This is a genomic window from Mesorhizobium sp. INR15, from assembly GCF_015500075.1.
GTDB lineage: Bacteria > Pseudomonadota > Alphaproteobacteria > Rhizobiales > Rhizobiaceae > Mesorhizobium.
Genome location: NZ_CP045496.1, coordinates 5,155,231 through 5,170,664 on the forward strand (window position 1 = coordinate 5,155,231; position 15,434 = coordinate 5,170,664).

Genomic DNA, 15,434 nt, shown 5'->3' on the forward strand with positions numbered 1-15,434 from the left:
ACACCATCATACTGCCTTGAAACGATTGGGCGAAAATGGCGCCAGGATCGGTTGAGCCCCTTCGGTGACCAGTCTCGCGACCGCTTCACCAACCGCCGGTCCGGTTTTGAAACCGTGGCCGGACGAGCCAGCTGAAACGACAAGTCCTTCGACGTCGGGCATGGCGCCGATCACCGGCAGATCATCGGGGCTCATGTCATAGAGCCCGGCATAGCCCGGGCGGATGCCCAGTTCAGCCATGGCTGGCACGCGCGTCGCGAAGGTTTCGAGGATCTCGACCGACTCCGATTCCTCGACGCCTTCCATGTAGTCGTCCGGGTTTTCCACCAGACGCGGGCGCCCCGCGTGCTCGTGGCGCATGCCAGTGCCGCCTCCCGCCCAGGTGCCGGCGAGGATGACACCGTCATTGTCAGGCCGTGCGTAGTTGCAGGAAACATCGTCGCACCAGGCAAAAGGCATGACCTGGCGCGCCTTGCCGCCGGCATCGAGCACGGCCATGGGATGGCGCTCTACATGCAGCGGCAGGTCGAGATTGACAGTGGCCAACAGGCGGCGTGTCCACGGCCCGGCGGCAAGCACGACCATATCAGCGTTGAGCATGGTTCCATCGGCAAGCATGACGCCGGTGATGCGATCGCCCTCTCGGACAAGCCGCTCGACGCCGGTGTTCTGCAGGATCGTTGCGCCATGGGCACGGGCGGCGCGGGCAATCGCATTGGTGGCACCGAAGGCATCGGCATAACCATATTCAGGCTCCCACAACGCCAGGGCAACATTGTCCAGTGCAAAGCCGGGCGCCGCGTCGGCGAAGGCCCGAGGCGACAGCGTCTGGATCAGCGCGCCCTCGCCGCGAATGCGTTCGGCCGCTTCCGTCCAGCTCGCTTCATTGTCCTTGCCGCATACCCACATCATGCCGACTTCGGTGACAAAGGAGCCCTCGCCGGCGATCTCCGGCAGCGACACCAATATCTCGCGGCCACGGATGGAGAGCTGTGACAGTTCCGGCATCAGATAGAAGGCATGCAGCAAGGCGGACGACTTGCCGGACGGGCCTCCTGCGGGATGCGTCTGTTCGATGAGTGTTACCGCCGTTCCGGCGGCAGCCAGATGATAGGCAGCGCTTGATCCGACAATTCCCGCGCCAACGACAATGACGTCGCTTCCGTTCCGCATAGCTGTTCCCCACAGTCTCTCTGGCTGTTTTGCGACAAGCTAGAGCTAACAAACGCATCTTGTCAACATCTCTTCATTCTTGACCGACATTTAAATCTCTGTAATAAATTCAACACAACGAGGCAGAGAGCCCAGCACGCATTTCGGGGAGGCCCATGGCGATACGCGATGTTCTGATGCGCCAGGATTTGGCGCTGACGCCGTCGGAGGAAAAGATTGTCCGCCTGCTTCTGACGGACTATCCGACCTCTGGCCTTGGCACTGCTTCGGCTTTGGCGCGACGCGCTGGGGTGAGCGACCCGACCGTGGTCAGGCTGGTGGTGAAGCTCGGCTACGAAGGCTTCCCGGATTTTCAATCAAAGCTTCTGGCGGAGGTCGAAGCAAGGCTGCATTCGCCTCTGCTGATGATGGAGGCGAAGCGGCAGAGCGGCACCAATGACAGCGCCGTGCTGGCCTATCTCGATTCCGTCACCCTGGCATTGCAGAAAGCCACCGCCGCCACGCCGGTCCAGACCTATGAACGGGCGGCTCGCCTGCTGATGGAAACCAAGGGCGAAGTTGTCCTGGTCGGTGGCCGCTTCAGCCGTCACATCGCCGGCATGCTTGCCGGCTACCTGCTGCAGTTTCGCCCTGGCGTCCGCGATCTCGGTGTGCTGTCGCCGCAGACGTTCGACACACTGGCCGACCTTGGCCGCCGCGACGTGCTGATTGTCTTCGATTACCGCCGCTATCAGCTCGACGTGATGTCCTTTGCAAAGCAGGCAGCGGCATCCGATGTCCGCATTCTGCTGTTCACCGACCAATGGCTGTCGCCGATATCAGACCTTGCCGAAGTCACCATCGTCAGTCCGCTTGAAGTCGCCTCGCCCTATGACACGCTGGCGCCGGCGATCGCACAGATGGAAGCCCTCACCGCCCATATCGTGTCCACGCTCGGCGATGAAGCCCGTGCCCGCATCGAACGGCTGGAGAAGGTACGGCATGCCAATGCCGTGACGCTCGACAGCGACCCCGAAGACAGTGGCGCACGCAAAACACCCGGACCCAAATCAGCAAAGCAGGACCACAAAGCATGACCCAAGCCCTTCCCAAGCGAAACGAAGCCTTCCGCCCCGGCGAAACGGCGATCCTGCTCGTTGACATGCAGCGCATCTGGCTGGAGCCGGGCGCCGATCCATCGCACCCGGAACGCGGCCCCGATCACTATTTCTACCGGCAGACCGCGTCGCAGACGATTCCCAATCAGGAACGTTTGCTGGCAGCCGCGCGCGCCAACGGCGTCGAGGTCATCCACACCATCATCCAGAGCCTGACCGAAGACGGCCGTGACCGCTCGCTCGACCACAAACTGACGCCAATCCATGTCGCGCCCAGCCTCCCCGAGGGTTTGCCGGTGCCGTCACTGGCGCCGGTCGGCGACGAAATCATGCTCCCGAAGACGTCATCCGGCCTCTTCAATTCGACCAATGTCGATTACCTGCTGAAGAACCTCGGCATCCGCTATCTCGTCGTCGTCGGCGTGCTCACCGATCAATGCGTTGACATGACGGTGCGCGACGGTGCCGACCGGGGCTATCTCATAACCTGCGTGTCGGACGCTTGCGCCACCATCACGCAGGAGCGCCATGACATCGCGCTCAAGGCGTTCGGCGGCTATTGCTGGGTCACCGACACCGATACCGTTGTCGCCCGTTTCGAAGGCTTGGGAAAACCTGCATGACATCGATCGTCGAGCCCCTGGTCGCAGTCGTCACCACGGATCTTTCCGCCGTCACGCGGGGCCGCTTCGTTGTCGAAAGCAAGCTGCAGAAAACCGCCGCGACCGGCGTCGGTTGGCTACAGGCCAACCTGTCGCTGACGCCGTTCAACTCGATCGTCAATCCCAATCCCTGGGGTTCGTCGGGCGACCTGCGGCTCATACCCGATCTCAAGGCGCGGTTTCGCACCGCACGGACCGGATCGGCGACGCCTTTCGACATGGTCGCCGGCGACCTCGTCGAACTCGACGGCAGCCCCTGGCTTGGCTGTACGCGGACAATGCTCAGGGATGCGCTTGCGGATCTGAAGGCCGCGACCGGCCTGTCCGTCGTCGCTGCCTTCGAGCATGAGTTCCATGTTGCCGACGGCGGCTTCGCGCCTGCGCATTCGCTATCTTTTGCGGCGCTCAGGCGTACCGATCCTTTCGCGCCCAACCTGATGGCGGCGTTGGAGGAAGCGGGCATCGGACCCGAAGTCGTCATCGCCGAATTCGGCAGTGAACAATTCGAGGTGACAAACGAGCCGGCCGGCGCACTGACGGCGGCAGACCGCGCCGTCGCCATCCGCGAAATCACGCGGGAGTTGGCGCGCAATGCCGGCTGGCAAGCCAGCTTCGCGCCCAAGCCCGCTCCCGACGCTGTCGGCAACGGCGTACATATCCATTTCAGCTTTGTCGATGAAGCGGGCAAGCCGGCAACCTATGATCCGTCGCAACCCGGCGGCCTTTCCAGCCAGGCCGGCGCGTTCTGTGCCGGCGTGGTGCGCCATCTGCCGGCGATCACCGCGATGACCGCATCGAGCGTGTCGTCGTTCTATCGGCTGAAGCCGCACAGCTGGAGCTCGTCCTACACCTGGCTGGCCGATCGCGACCGCGAGGCGACGCTGCGCATCTGCCCGACAGTGACAATGGGCGGACGCGACCCGGCACGGCAATACAATGTCGAGTACCGGGCCGCCGATGCCACCGGCAATCCCTATCTGTCGCTTGCGGCGATCGTGCGCGCCGGGCTGGAAGGACTGAAAGCCAAGCTGCCGTCGCCGCCGCTGGTCACCGGCGACCCGACACTTATGAGCGAGGCGGAGCGGGCAAAGCTCGGCCTGGTGCGTCTGCCGGAAACCTTGCCGGCGGCGCTGGACGCACTGCTGGCCGACAGCACGGTCACGGGCTGGTTCGCGCCCGCCTTCATCGAGACCTTTGTCGGCGTCAAACGGCACGAGAGCGAACGCATGGCAGGGCTCGACCCGGCTGCAGTCTGCGATGTCTACCGGACGCTCTATTGATGACTGCGCAGCCTGAAAAAGACTGGCCGGCTGCCGTCGAGGTCATCAACGAAAGCGGCCGCTCGGACATCGTGCTGTTGTGCGAACATGCCTCCAACCACATGCCGGCCGAATACGGCCTGCTGGGGCTGGACGCCAGGCATCTGCAGCGCCACATAGCCTGGGATGTTGGCGCCGCGGAGGTGACACGCCTGTTGTCGGCGCGGCTCGATGCGGCGGCTTTCCTGAGCGGCTATTCGCGGCTGCTGATCGATCTCAACCGGCCATTGGGGGCCAAGGGCAGCATCCCGCTGCTGTCGGAAGACACCGACATTCCCGGCAATGCCGGCATCGTTCAGCAGGAACGGAACCGCCGCGCCGAGCTGATGTTTGCCCCGTTCCACGATCGGGTGGCGGCACATCTCGACCGCCGGGCGAAGGACGGCAGACCGACGCGGATCGTGACGATCCACTCTTTCACACCGGTTTTCCTGGGCGTGTCCCGCCCATGGCATGCCGGTGTACTGTATGATCAGGCGGCCGATCTCGGCGAGGCTCTGCTTGCCGGCCTGCGTACCGATACGGCACTCAACGTCTCCGCCAATGTGCCCTACGTGATCAGCCGCGACGCCGACTATGCCGTGCCGATCCATGGCGACGATCGAAACATACCTGCGGTCCTCGTCGAAATCCGGCATGATCTGTTGTCGAGCCGCTCCGGCATCGAGGAATGGGCGGACCGCCTTGCAACGGCGTTGCCCGCACGACAGACGGAGACAGCCTCGTGATCAACCGCAGCCTGCGCGAGCGTGACGCCGCGACCATTGCCCAGATCGGCAAGCTGCGTTTCTCGCCGCTTAGCGTTGTTGGCGGCCAGGGCAACCGGCTCATCGAAGAAGGCGGCCGCTCGCTGCTCGATCTCTCCGCGTCCGCTGGCCCCGCTGTATTGGGCTACGGCCACCCGGCAATCGTCGAAGCGGTCGAAACGTCGGCCCGCAACATGGCCGGCGCCAGTCTTTTGCTCTATCCGAATGAACCGGCCGTCTCGCTTGCCGAGAGGCTTTTGGCCATCACGCCGGGAGACGGCGAACGGCGTGTCTGGTTCGGCCATTCCGGCTCGGATGCCAATGACTGCGCGGTGCGCGTGCTGCAGGCGACCACCGGCCGCTCACGCTTCATTTCCTTCATCGGCTCCTATCACGGCAACCTCTCGGGCTCGATGGGCATCAGCGGCCACACCGCAATGACCCACACGCTGCCGAGACCGGGCGTGCTCCTGCTGCCCTACCCCGATCCCTACCGGCCGAATTTCAGCGCCGATGACGTGCTGGCGTTGCTTGACTACCAGTTCGAGACCACCTGCCCGCCGCACCAGGTAGCGGCCATCTTCATAGAGCCGCTGATGTCGGATGGCGGCCTGATTGTGCCGCCGCCGGGATTCCTCAAGGCGCTGCAGGAGCGTTGCCGCAAACATGGCATCAAGATCGTGCTCGACGAGGTCAAGGTCGGCCTCGCCCGCAGCGGCATGATGCACTGTTTCCAGCATGAAGGGCTGACGCCCGACCTCGTCGTGTTCGGCAAGGGTATCGGCGGTGGCCTGCCGCTCTCAGCTGTCATCGGCCCGAAGGAGATCATGGACCATGCGCCGGCCTTCGCGCTGCAGACGACCGCCGGCAATCCGGTGGCGACGTCCGCCGGCAATGCGGTGCTGAGAACGATCGAGGCGGAAGGCCTGGTCGAGCGCTCGGCGCGTATCGGCACGCTGTTTTCCGATGCGCTGAGGGCGCTTGGCGAAAGACACGAAATCATTGGCGACGTTCGCGGGCGCGGTCTCGCCATCGGCGTCGACCTGGTCAAGGACCGCAAGACGCGCGAGCCGGTGGCGGCAACGATGACGGCCAAGATCATCTATCGCGGCTACGAGTTGGGCGCGGCTTTCAGCTATGTCGGATTGAAGGCCAATGTGCTCGAGTTCATGCCGCCGCTGACGCTTACAGAAGACGAAGTGGCCGAGGGTGTGGCAATCGTCGACCAGTCGATCACGGACGTCATGGCTGGCAAGGTCACTGACGCGGATGTTGCCTCTTTCATGATGTGGTGACGGCCGCCCTCACCGTCCCAAATGGGATATATGACTGATGTGGCTTTTGCGGTTGATTGCGACCTCAACCTTTCGAGATCGCGGTCCACGGCATGCCACGTACGCTTCAAACAACGCCCAGGCAGGATGGGTTTCGTGCCCCCGGCGAATTCGAGCCCAAGGCGGGCTGCTGGCTGATCTGGCCTGAGCGCCCCGACACCTGGCGGCTGGGCGCCAAGCCAGCGCAGAAACTGTTTGCCGCCGTCGCCGCTGCGATCGCGCAAAGCGAACCGGTCACCATCATCGCCTCGCAGAAGCAATGGCAGAATGCGCGGGCCCGCCTGCCCGAGCATGTCAGGGTGGTCGAGATGTCGACCAATGATTCCTGGCTGCGCGATTGCGGCCCCAATTTCGTCGTCAACGATCATGGCGACGTGCGCGGCGTCGATTGGACCTTCAACGCCTATGGCGGTTTCGACGGCGGGCTCTATCACCCATGGGATCTCGACGATGCCTTGGCTCGCAAGATACTCGAGACCGAGCATATGGACCGCTACCGGTCCCCGCTGATCGCCGAAGGCGGCGGGCTGCAATGCGATGGCCAGGGCACGCTCATCACCACCGAACAGTGCCTGCTCAACCGCAACCGCAATGCCCATCTCGGCAAGCCCGAAGTGGAGCGGCAGTTGCAGGCCTATCTCGGGGTCGAGAAGATCATCTGGCTGCCGCGCGGCATGGCCTTCGACGAGACCGACGGCCATGTCGATGACCTTTGCTGCTTTGTCCGCCCCGGCGTCGTCGCGCTGAGCTGGACCGACGATCACGATGATCCGCAATATGAAATCGTCCGGGAAGCGGAAGACATTCTGCGTGCGGCCACCGACGCTCGCGGCCGTCTGCTTGAGATTCATCGGCTCTACCACCCACTGCCGAGCGAGATGACGGCCAAGGAAAGCGAAAGCATCGACCTGGTGGATTCGACCTGGGCGCGGCCGGCCGGCAATCGTGTCGCCGCGAGCTACATCAACTATTACCCAGGCAACAGCGTGGTGGTCGTTCCGGAATTCGGCTGCGACCTTGACCGGGGCGCAAAGGCGACGCTTGCCGGCCTGTTTCCCGACCACCGGATCATCGGCATAGAAAACTCGCGCGAGATACTGCTCGGCGGCGGCAATGTGGCGTGCATCACCTTGCCGGTCTACGCCGGGCGAACGGCTTCATAGGCCACGGCTTCAAGGCCAAGAGGAGAACAAGATGCGTATTGCGATTGTCGCCGGCATGGCTGCCATGCTTGTCGCCGGAGCGTCCATGCCAGCATGGGCAGACGATGAGAAGGTGGTCAACGTCTTCAACTGGTCGGACTATATCGCGCCCGACACCGCCGAGAAATTCGAGAAGGAAACAGGCATCAAGGTTCGCTACGACGTTTACGATTCCAACGAGATTCTGGAAACCAAGCTGCTTGCCGGCGGCACCGGTTATGACGTGGTCTATCCCTCAGCCTACCCTTTCCTGAAGAACCAGGTCGCGGCAGGTGCATTCCAGCCGATGGATCGCGCGAAAGTGCCAAACTTCGCCAAACTCGATCCGCAAGCGCTGTCGCTGATCAGCATGGCTGATCCGCGGAACGAGCACGCGGTCCCCTACATGATGGTCACCGATGGCGTCGGCTACAACGTCAAGGCGGTGAAGGCGCGCATGGCCGATGCACCCATCGATTCGCTCGACATGATCTTCAAGGTCGATGTCGTCAAGAAATTCGCCGATTGCGGTGTCACCATCCTCGACGCGCCAACGGAAATCCTGCCGATCGCGATGAATTACCTGGGTCTCGACCCGCATTCGACGGATCCGGCGGATCTCGCCAAGGCCGAGGCACTGCTGGTCAGCGTGAGGCCCTATATCCGCTACTTCCATTCATCGAAATACATCAACGATCTGGCCAATGGCGACATCTGCGTTGCCCTCGGCTGGTCCGGCGATGTCCTGCAGGCGCATACGCGCGGTGTGGAAGCCGGCAATGGAGTGGATGTTGCCTACTCCATCCCCAAGGAAGGAACAGTGGTCAATTTCGACACGATGGCCGTGCCGAAAGACGCGCCACATCCCGACAACGGTTTGCTCTGGATCAACTTCAACTTGCGGCCGGACATCGCCGCGGCCAATTCGAATTATGTTTCCTACGCCAATCCCGTGCCGGAAGCCCGTGCCCTGATGGACCCGTCGGTGGCCAACAACCCCGGCATCTATCCGCCCGAAGCGGTCAGGGCCAAGCTGGTGGTGGTCCATACCAGCGACAGCAAGACACTGCGCGTTCAAAACCGCATTTGGACGAAGATCGTCTCCGGGCAATGACGCCGTGCCCCGGTCAACTCACCAGTCTCGGCGCAACGATGGCCGGCGCGCGCAGCGCCATCAGTTCGACCTGGGAGTGAACACCCAGCTTGCCGTAGATGCTCTTGATATGGTTGCGAACCGTGCCTGACGAGATGGCGAGGCGGCGCGCGATGGACTTGGCGCAGCCGCCCGCCAGCAGCAGACGCGTAATCTCGGTTTCGCGCGCGCTGAGCGCCGAAAAATCGCTGATGGCAGTTATGCGGTGGCCGTCGCGCCCTAGCAAATGCCACAGCCTGCCCAGCAACATGCGTGTCGCGGGGTTCGCCGCTTTGGCAATGGACAGTTCAGCCTCGCCGAAAGGCGGCGCGCCTCTCCTGCGCCAATAAGTAATGAAGCCCGCCGTCGAGGCGTCGAGATTGAACACGCCGGTGATCTCATCGCAGCTCTCCGACGGATCGTAGAACTCGCGGTAGTAGCGGCTGCGCTCGAAGTCATCCGTGGCAAGCGACGTTAGCGGCAAAAGAAAATCATCCGCCGAACGCGTGAAAAGCTGGAAGAATGGATCGTGCTTGTAGCTGAGCGCATCGTAAGCGCGGTTCCAGCGATCCGGGCCGCCTTCATCGATGGTCATCGGCGCGGTGCCGCGATTGTAGAGGCCGACATAGACGCGATCGGACGCAAACAGCTCGCGCGCGCCTGCCGAAACGCTCGCTGCCAGATGTTGGGGAGTCTGTGCGCTCGCGGCAGTGGCGATGGCCACGCTCCATCGTTCAAACTGGCCGGCGGACAAACTGAGCTGCATGATCAACGATCCTACGCGAAGATTTCCGCCAGTTCCTCGACGCTGGTGCCTTCCCTGACCTGACGCAACTCGACATAGGTCGCCGCTGTCGCGATCGACAGCAGCATCGAGGATGCGGTCGACACCAGAGCCGCCCCGACAGCGCCGACGATCCCGCCCAGCAGGAGGGTGACGGTGCCAAGCACCATCTGGATGGCCATAACCGCGAGAAACAGGACGACAAAGAGACCGAACAGCGGCCAGCGGTTGCCTTTGGTCAGGACACGGCTACGTGACATCGAGCCGAACACGCCGAGCCGTTCCTGGATCAAGACCGGCACCGCGACACACCAGCCGAGCCACAGCATCACGCCCGGCACGAACAGCAGCAGGGCGCCAAGCCCGGCGCCCAAAGCGACGAGAAGGCCGACGCCAAGGGTCGGCAGAAGGTAGCGCACGGCGATCTGAAGGCAATCGCCAAAAGAAGGCTGCTTGCCGTTCATGTCTTCGATCGTTGCCCGCACAAGCGCGGACTGTAGCAGCAGCGCCAGCACAAACGATATCAAACCAACGCCGAACGTAACCGAAAAGCCGCTGAGTATCATGCCGGGATCAGGCGCGGCGTTGGGCGCGCCCAACGCAATCTTCGTTGCTACCGATTGGGTCCAAAGCCGAAGAACAAGCGCGGGCAATCCTGAAAAAAGCGCGGCCATTCCCAGGCAAAGAACAATATTGCGGCTGATGACCGAGAACGTGTTGTTGAAGACCCTGCCGATGCTGAATCTTTCTGGCCCATCCAATGTTGCCGAAGTCATCGCGCCCCCTTGCTCTACCGCCGGATGCCGGTAAATCTGCCAAGATTGGCGACTGGCGTCCAGCCCACTTGCAATTATTGCGGTGCATTGCCAGTGTCTGCGCGGAACCGTGGGTTGCAGGGGGAGCGAGCGAAGTGGCGACGCCGGACACAGCGGGAGCCGAATGGCTGGCGAAGGTGCACGAGCAACTTCTCGCCGACGATTCGATCCAGTTCGACCTGCCGGCCTATGTAGCACCCAAGCCGCCTGAATGGCTGAAGCCGATCACCGACATGCTGTCCTGGCTCGGCCCCTACATGATCTACCTGTTCTGGGGTGCCGTGATCATCGGTGCGGCGATCATCCTGCTTTTGATCCTTCTCGAAGTCAAAGGCATTGCCTGGCGACTGCCCTGGCGCAAGGCGCGCAGCGAAGCAAAGGCGGAAGCCTCCTGGAGCCCGGACACCGGCGCCGCGCAGATCCTTCTGTCGGAAGCGGACGCCCTGGCGGCGCGCGGCGCCTATGACGAAGCCGTGCACCTCCTGCTTCAGCGCAGTGTCGCCGACATCGCCAACAGGCTGCCCGATTTCCTGCGACCATCGCTGACTTCACGCGACATCGCCAGTGCTCCGTCGCTGCCAGCGCGGGCGCGAAGCGCCTTCAGCCAGATCGCGCGCATTGTCGAGGCGGCCTTGTTCGCGCGCCGGCCAGTCGGCGTCGAGGGCTGGCAGGAAGCCCGCGCGGCTTATGAGCAATTCGTGTTCCGGGGCGCGTGGGCATGAGCGCGGTTCCGGCCGGAGACGCAGCGCAGGAACCGTTCAGCCGCAAGACGCTGTTCTGGGGGATTTTCGCCAGCCTGCTGGCGGCGGCAGGATTTTTCCTGCTGTCGACCTATGCGCCTGACTTCCGGCAACCAAGCGAGGGCGGTGCTACGCCGCTTTCGAAAAGCGGCATCGGCTATGCGGGACTGGCGGAATGGCTGGATCTGACGGGCGAGAAGCCCTTGATGGCGAGAAGCGAAGACGATCTGACCAGCGATCTGTTGCTGATCGTTACGATCTCCCCAGGCAGCGACCCGGCGGCGCTCGACCGTATTCTCGCGGTGCGGCAGGATCTGCCCACGCTCTTTATATTGCCCAAATGGCTGACCTTCCCGCTGCGAGGCCATGAGGGATGGGAGATGAGATTGGAGCGGCTGCCCGCCACGGTCGTCAACGAATGGCTCGGCCGGATCGCAAAGGCGAAGCTCGGCGTTGGCGAGAGCACGGTCAAGCAACTCGACATCGAAGGCCATATGGTTGCCGCTCCGGAGGAGATGCAATGGGTGGCCGACGATCATCCGCTGATCGCGGCAGGCAACGGCAAGGCCGTGCTTACGGAACTGAGCGGCAAGCCCTCCTACATCCTGACCGACCCCGACCTGATCAACAATTCCGGGCTCAAGGATCCGGCCAAGGCAGCGGCGGTGCTTGATCTGATCGCCACGCTTCAGCACGACAGCCGCCTGGTCATGTTCGACCTGACCTTGCACGGCGCGGGACGCAAATACGATCTCGCCAAGCTTCTGGTCGAACCGCCGTTTCTGGCGCTGACGCTGTCGATCCTGGCGGCGGCCGCGCTGGCTTTCCTGCATGGTCTTGGCCGCTTTGGCTCACCGCGCGCCGAAGGGCGCGCCATTCCTTTCGGCAAGCGGGCGCTGGTGGATACGACTGCGATGCTCTTGCGACGCGCCGGGCGGCTGCAGGAGTTGGGAAGCCGCTATGCAACGCTGATGCGGCAGCGCGCCGGCGCCCTGCTCGGTGCACCTCACGGTTTGCAGGGAGAGGCGCTCGACCACTGGCTCGATTCTCGCGATAAGGGTGAGACCAGAGGGTTCACCGCCCGGGCCCAGGCCGCCAGCGAGGCGAAAACCCTGGCGCAAATGCACGACGCCGCGGAGCGGCTGCATGACTGGACGACAAGGAGGCTCAGTGAACGTCGATGATGTGAAGGCCCTGGCGACACGGATCAGGGAAGAAGTGGCCAAGGCGATCACCGGGCAACACGATACGGTCGACCTGATGCTGACCGCATTGTTTGCCGGCGGGCATATCCTGCTTGAAGGCCCGCCCGGAACGGCCAAGACGATGACGGCGCGCTGCTTCGCGCAAGCGCTGGGTGTCGCCTATGGACGCATCCAGTTCACACCGGACCTGATGCCCGGCGATATCGTCGGTTCGAACATCTACAATTTCCAGACCGGTCAGTTCACGCTGACCCGCGGGCCGATCTTCTGCGACCTGCTACTCGCCGACGAAATCAACCGCACGCCGCCCAAGACGCAGGCAGCCCTGCTCGAAGCGATGCAGGAACATGCCGTGACCTTCGATGGCACCACCCATGCGCTTGGCAACAATTTCATGGTGGTGGCGACCCAGAATCCGATCGAGCATCAAGGCGTCTATCCGCTGCCCGAGGCCCAACTCGACCGCTTCCTGTTCAAGCATAGGGTCAGCTATCCCGACGCTACGGAAGAGCGTGCGATCATCGTCCATCATGGCGGCGGCACCGCTTCGCACGACATCAAGCAATATGGCATCAAAGCGCAGACCGATCGCAAGACGCTTGATGCGGCGCTTGCCGCCGTTGGTTCCGTCACGCTGGTCGATGATGTCGTTGGTTATATCGCGGCACTCGTACGCGCCACGCGCGTCAGCGCCGATCTGGAAGTTGGCGCCAGTCCACGCGCCGGTGCCATGCTGGCCCGGGCGGCGCGAGCAAGGGCAGCGCTTGACGGCCGCGCCTACGTCATCCCCGACGACGTCAAGGCTCTGGCGGTGCCGGCGCTGCGCCATCGCGTCATCCTGTCGCCGGCTGCCCAGATCGACGGACGGCTGGTCGAACAGATCGTCTCGGACCTCGTCGACCAGACGGAAGCGCCGCGTTGATCTATCCGAGCGGCAGAGCTGTCTGGGCAGGCGTGGTAGGGGCGGTTCCGGCTTTCCTCGTCGCTTTGGCACTACCCTCGCTCTGGTATCCCGGCCTGCTGTGGATCTGCGCGTTGCTCGCCTTCCTGGCAGTAGACGCGGCGGCCGGCCGCGGGCGGGCGTCGCTGAGCGCCAGCCTGCATGCGCCGCCGCAAGTTGGCGTCGGTGGCCAGTTCACCTTGCATGTCACTGCCCGGTTTGCCGGCAAGGCACGCGCCTTGCAGGCACGCGTCAGCCATGATGCGCGGCTGGCGCCGATCGGCGGCACCGGAGGCGTGCTGTCTGCGGGGCATGACGGCGGAACGCTCGACCTGCGGTTTCAGGCGCTCCGGCGCGGCATTGCGAGCTTCGACCGTCTATGGCTGCGCTGGCCTGGGCCGTTCGGTCTCGTCTGGAACCAGGTCGTTCTGCCGATGGACAACAAGGTGGCGGTGCTGCCCGATGTCAGCAGCGCCCGCGACGAGGCGATCACCCTTTTGCAGCGCTCCGCCCTGCCCGACGGCCATGCACAGCGCCGCGCCGGCCAGGGCCGGGAATTCGAGGCGCTGAAGGACTATCAGCCTGGCATGGGCCGGCGGATGATCGACTGGAAGCGCAGCGCCCGGCACGGCAAACTGCTGGCCCGTGAATTCCGCATCGAGGAAAACAACAACATCGTGCTGGCCATCGACAGCGGACGGCTGATGTGCGAGCCGGTCGATGGCGTGCCGAAGGTCGACCGGGCGGTCACAGCCGCCCTGCTGTCGGCATTCATCGCCCTGAAGGGCGGCGACATGGTTTCCCTGTTCGGCTTCGATGCGCGGCCCCGCGTCTCCAGCGGCGCGGTGCGTGGCTCCGCCAGCTTCGCCATTATCCAGAAGCGGGCGGCCGAGATCGATTATTCCAGCGAGGAGACCAATTTCACGCTGGCGCTGACGACGCTGGCGGCAAAGCTGGACCGGCGCTCGCTGGTCATCGTCTTCACCGATTTCGTCGACCCGATCAGCGCGGAACTGATGCTGCGCACCGTCGGGCGGCTGACCGAGCGCCATCTGGTGCTGTTCATGATGATGAAGGATGTCGAACTGGAGACGCTGGCTGACATGTCGCCGGCATCGCCCGAAGATGTCGCGCGCGCCGTGACCGCCGGTGGGTTGCTGCGCGAGCGGCAAGTGGTCATTGGGCGTCTGCGGCTGCTTGGTGCGCATGTGCTTGAGGCCGACCACCGCCGGCTTGGCCCGGCACTGGTCGAACGCTATCTGCAGCTTAAACAGGGAGACCTGTTGTGAGCGGGCCGGCCGGCAACACCATCGTCCGTCAGTCGCTGGCCAGCTTCCGGCTGGAGCGCGAGACGGACTGGAAGGCGTTCGAAGCATTGCTGACGCGCGTTGAGAAGCGCGCGCCGCGTACGCTTTCAGAAGACGAGTTGCTGTCGCTCCCGCTGCTCTACCGGTCGGCCCTGTCCTCGCTATCGGTGGCCCGGGCGACATCGCTCGACAATGCGCTGATCACCTATCTCGAAGCGCTCTGCCTGCGCGGCTACTTCTATCTCTATGGCGCACGGCGCGGTTTGCGGCAGCGCATCGGCGATTTCTTCCTGCGCGACTGGCCGCATGCCATTCGCGATCTGTGGCGCGAGACACTGGCTGCGGTCGCCCTGACTGTGGTCGGTGCTGGCGCCGGCTTCTGGCTGGTCGCGTCAGACAAGGGCTGGTACGACGCCATCATTCCACCGAGCCTTGCCGGCGGACGCAATCCAGACACATCCGCCGAGATGCTGCGAAGCGTTCTCTACGGTGGCGCGGATAACGAATTCCTTTCAGGCTTCGCGGCCTATCTTTTCACGCACAATGTGCAGGTGGCGATCCTGGCTTTCGCGCTCGGCTTTGCCTTCGCGCTGCCCAGCGTGCTGCTCATCCTGATGAACGGATGCATACTCGGCGCCCTGTTTCAGATCTATGTGTCGAAAGGGCTGGGCCTCGAACTTGGCGGGTGGCTGGCCATCCACGGCACCACCGAGATGTTCGCCATCGCGCTGGCGGGTGCGGCAGGCATGCGCATCGGCACCAGCATCGCTTTCCCCGGCGACATGACCCGCATGGCGGCAGCCGCGAATGCCGGGCGGGTCGCCGCGACCGCCATGGTCGGCGTGGTGATCATGCTGCTGTTTGCGGGCCTGCTCGAGGGCATCGGCAGGCAGACGATCACCAGCGATGCGGTGCGCTACTCCGTTGGCGGCGGCATGCTGGCGTTCTGGGTCCTCTATTTCTACATGTTTCGCGTGGTGCGGCATGGCGACGGCTAAG

15 protein-coding genes are annotated in these 15,434 nt (G+C 63.6%); 12 read left to right on the forward strand and 3 right to left on the reverse strand.

Annotation, left to right across the window (positions count from 1 at the left end):
- Positions 1-6: 6 nt before the first annotated feature.
- The gene (locus tag GA829_RS25205) at positions 7-1,173 is read right to left on the reverse strand and encodes an NAD(P)/FAD-dependent oxidoreductase (protein WP_195175294.1); all 1,167 of its coding nucleotides are present in this window, start codon (positions 1,171-1,173) and stop codon (positions 7-9) included.
- Between the two features lie 155 nt (positions 1,174-1,328).
- On the opposite strand from GA829_RS25205, the gene GA829_RS25210 reads away from it, so the two are divergent.
- The 7 genes from GA829_RS25210 to GA829_RS25240 all read left to right on the forward strand — a co-directional run bounded on the left by GA829_RS25210 (position 1,329) and on the right by GA829_RS25240 (position 8,626).
- Positions 1,329-2,249, forward strand: coding sequence for a MurR/RpiR family transcriptional regulator (locus GA829_RS25210; RefSeq protein WP_195175295.1), 921 nt, complete (start codon positions 1,329-1,331; stop codon positions 2,247-2,249).
- Complete coding sequence (locus GA829_RS25215; RefSeq protein ID WP_195175296.1) at positions 2,246-2,893, forward strand: cysteine hydrolase family protein; 648 nt, start codon at positions 2,246-2,248, stop codon at positions 2,891-2,893. Before GA829_RS25210 ends, GA829_RS25215 begins: the two co-directional genes overlap by 4 nt.
- Positions 2,890-4,212: a type I glutamate--ammonia ligase gene (locus GA829_RS25220; protein WP_195175297.1), complete on the forward strand. Its 1,323-nt coding sequence runs from the start codon at positions 2,890-2,892 to the stop codon at positions 4,210-4,212. The genes GA829_RS25215 and GA829_RS25220 overlap by 4 nt, the downstream gene beginning before the upstream one ends.
- Positions 4,212-4,979, forward strand: a complete 768-nt coding sequence (locus GA829_RS25225; protein ID WP_195175298.1) for an N-formylglutamate amidohydrolase — start codon at positions 4,212-4,214, stop codon at positions 4,977-4,979. Before GA829_RS25220 ends, GA829_RS25225 begins: the two co-directional genes overlap by 1 nt.
- A complete protein-coding gene (locus GA829_RS25230) occupies positions 4,976-6,292 on the forward strand; it encodes an aspartate aminotransferase family protein (RefSeq protein ID WP_195175299.1) in 1,317 nt (438 codons plus the stop codon). The genes GA829_RS25225 and GA829_RS25230 overlap by 4 nt, the downstream gene beginning before the upstream one ends.
- A 92-nt stretch (positions 6,293-6,384) precedes the next feature.
- The gene (gene aguA / locus GA829_RS25235; RefSeq protein ID WP_195175300.1) at positions 6,385-7,494 is read left to right on the forward strand and encodes an agmatine deiminase; all 1,110 of its coding nucleotides are present in this window, start codon (positions 6,385-6,387) and stop codon (positions 7,492-7,494) included.
- A 31-nt stretch (positions 7,495-7,525) separates the two neighbouring features.
- Complete coding sequence (locus GA829_RS25240) at positions 7,526-8,626, forward strand: polyamine ABC transporter substrate-binding protein (RefSeq protein WP_195175301.1); 1,101 nt, start codon at positions 7,526-7,528, stop codon at positions 8,624-8,626.
- A gap of 13 nt (positions 8,627-8,639) precedes the next feature.
- Here the strand turns inward: GA829_RS25240 and GA829_RS25245 are convergent, their stop codons facing one another.
- Together GA829_RS25245 and GA829_RS25250 are read right to left on the reverse strand one after the other, a co-directional pair.
- Complete coding sequence (locus GA829_RS25245; protein ID WP_195175302.1) at positions 8,640-9,410, reverse strand: response regulator transcription factor; 771 nt, start codon at positions 9,408-9,410, stop codon at positions 8,640-8,642.
- Positions 9,411-9,421: 11 nt separating this feature from the next.
- Positions 9,422-10,027, reverse strand: a complete 606-nt coding sequence (locus tag GA829_RS25250) for a hypothetical protein (protein WP_258051906.1) — start codon at positions 10,025-10,027, stop codon at positions 9,422-9,424.
- 311 nt (positions 10,028-10,338) lie between these two features.
- On the opposite strand from GA829_RS25250, the gene GA829_RS25255 reads away from it, so the two are divergent.
- The 5 genes from GA829_RS25255 to GA829_RS25275 are packed head-to-tail and all read left to right on the forward strand — an operon-like array spanning position 10,339 to position 15,433.
- Positions 10,339-10,965, forward strand: coding sequence for a hypothetical protein (locus GA829_RS25255; protein ID WP_258051907.1), 627 nt, complete (start codon positions 10,339-10,341; stop codon positions 10,963-10,965).
- Positions 10,962-12,167, forward strand: a complete 1,206-nt coding sequence (locus GA829_RS25260; RefSeq protein WP_195175305.1) for a DUF4350 domain-containing protein — start codon at positions 10,962-10,964, stop codon at positions 12,165-12,167. The genes GA829_RS25255 and GA829_RS25260 overlap by 4 nt, the downstream gene beginning before the upstream one ends.
- Positions 12,154-13,110, forward strand: coding sequence for an AAA family ATPase (locus GA829_RS25265; protein WP_195175306.1), 957 nt, complete (start codon positions 12,154-12,156; stop codon positions 13,108-13,110). The genes GA829_RS25260 and GA829_RS25265 overlap by 14 nt, the downstream gene beginning before the upstream one ends.
- Entirely contained in the window at positions 13,107-14,417 is a 1,311-nt protein-coding gene (locus GA829_RS25270) for a DUF58 domain-containing protein (protein ID WP_195175307.1), read from the forward strand. Before GA829_RS25265 ends, GA829_RS25270 begins: the two co-directional genes overlap by 4 nt.
- Positions 14,414-15,433 carry a stage II sporulation protein M gene (locus GA829_RS25275; protein ID WP_195175308.1) on the forward strand — a complete coding sequence of 340 codons (1,020 nt, stop codon included), beginning with the start codon at positions 14,414-14,416 and terminating at the stop codon, positions 15,431-15,433. The genes GA829_RS25270 and GA829_RS25275 overlap by 4 nt, the downstream gene beginning before the upstream one ends.
- Position 15,434: the final 1 nt, after the last annotated feature.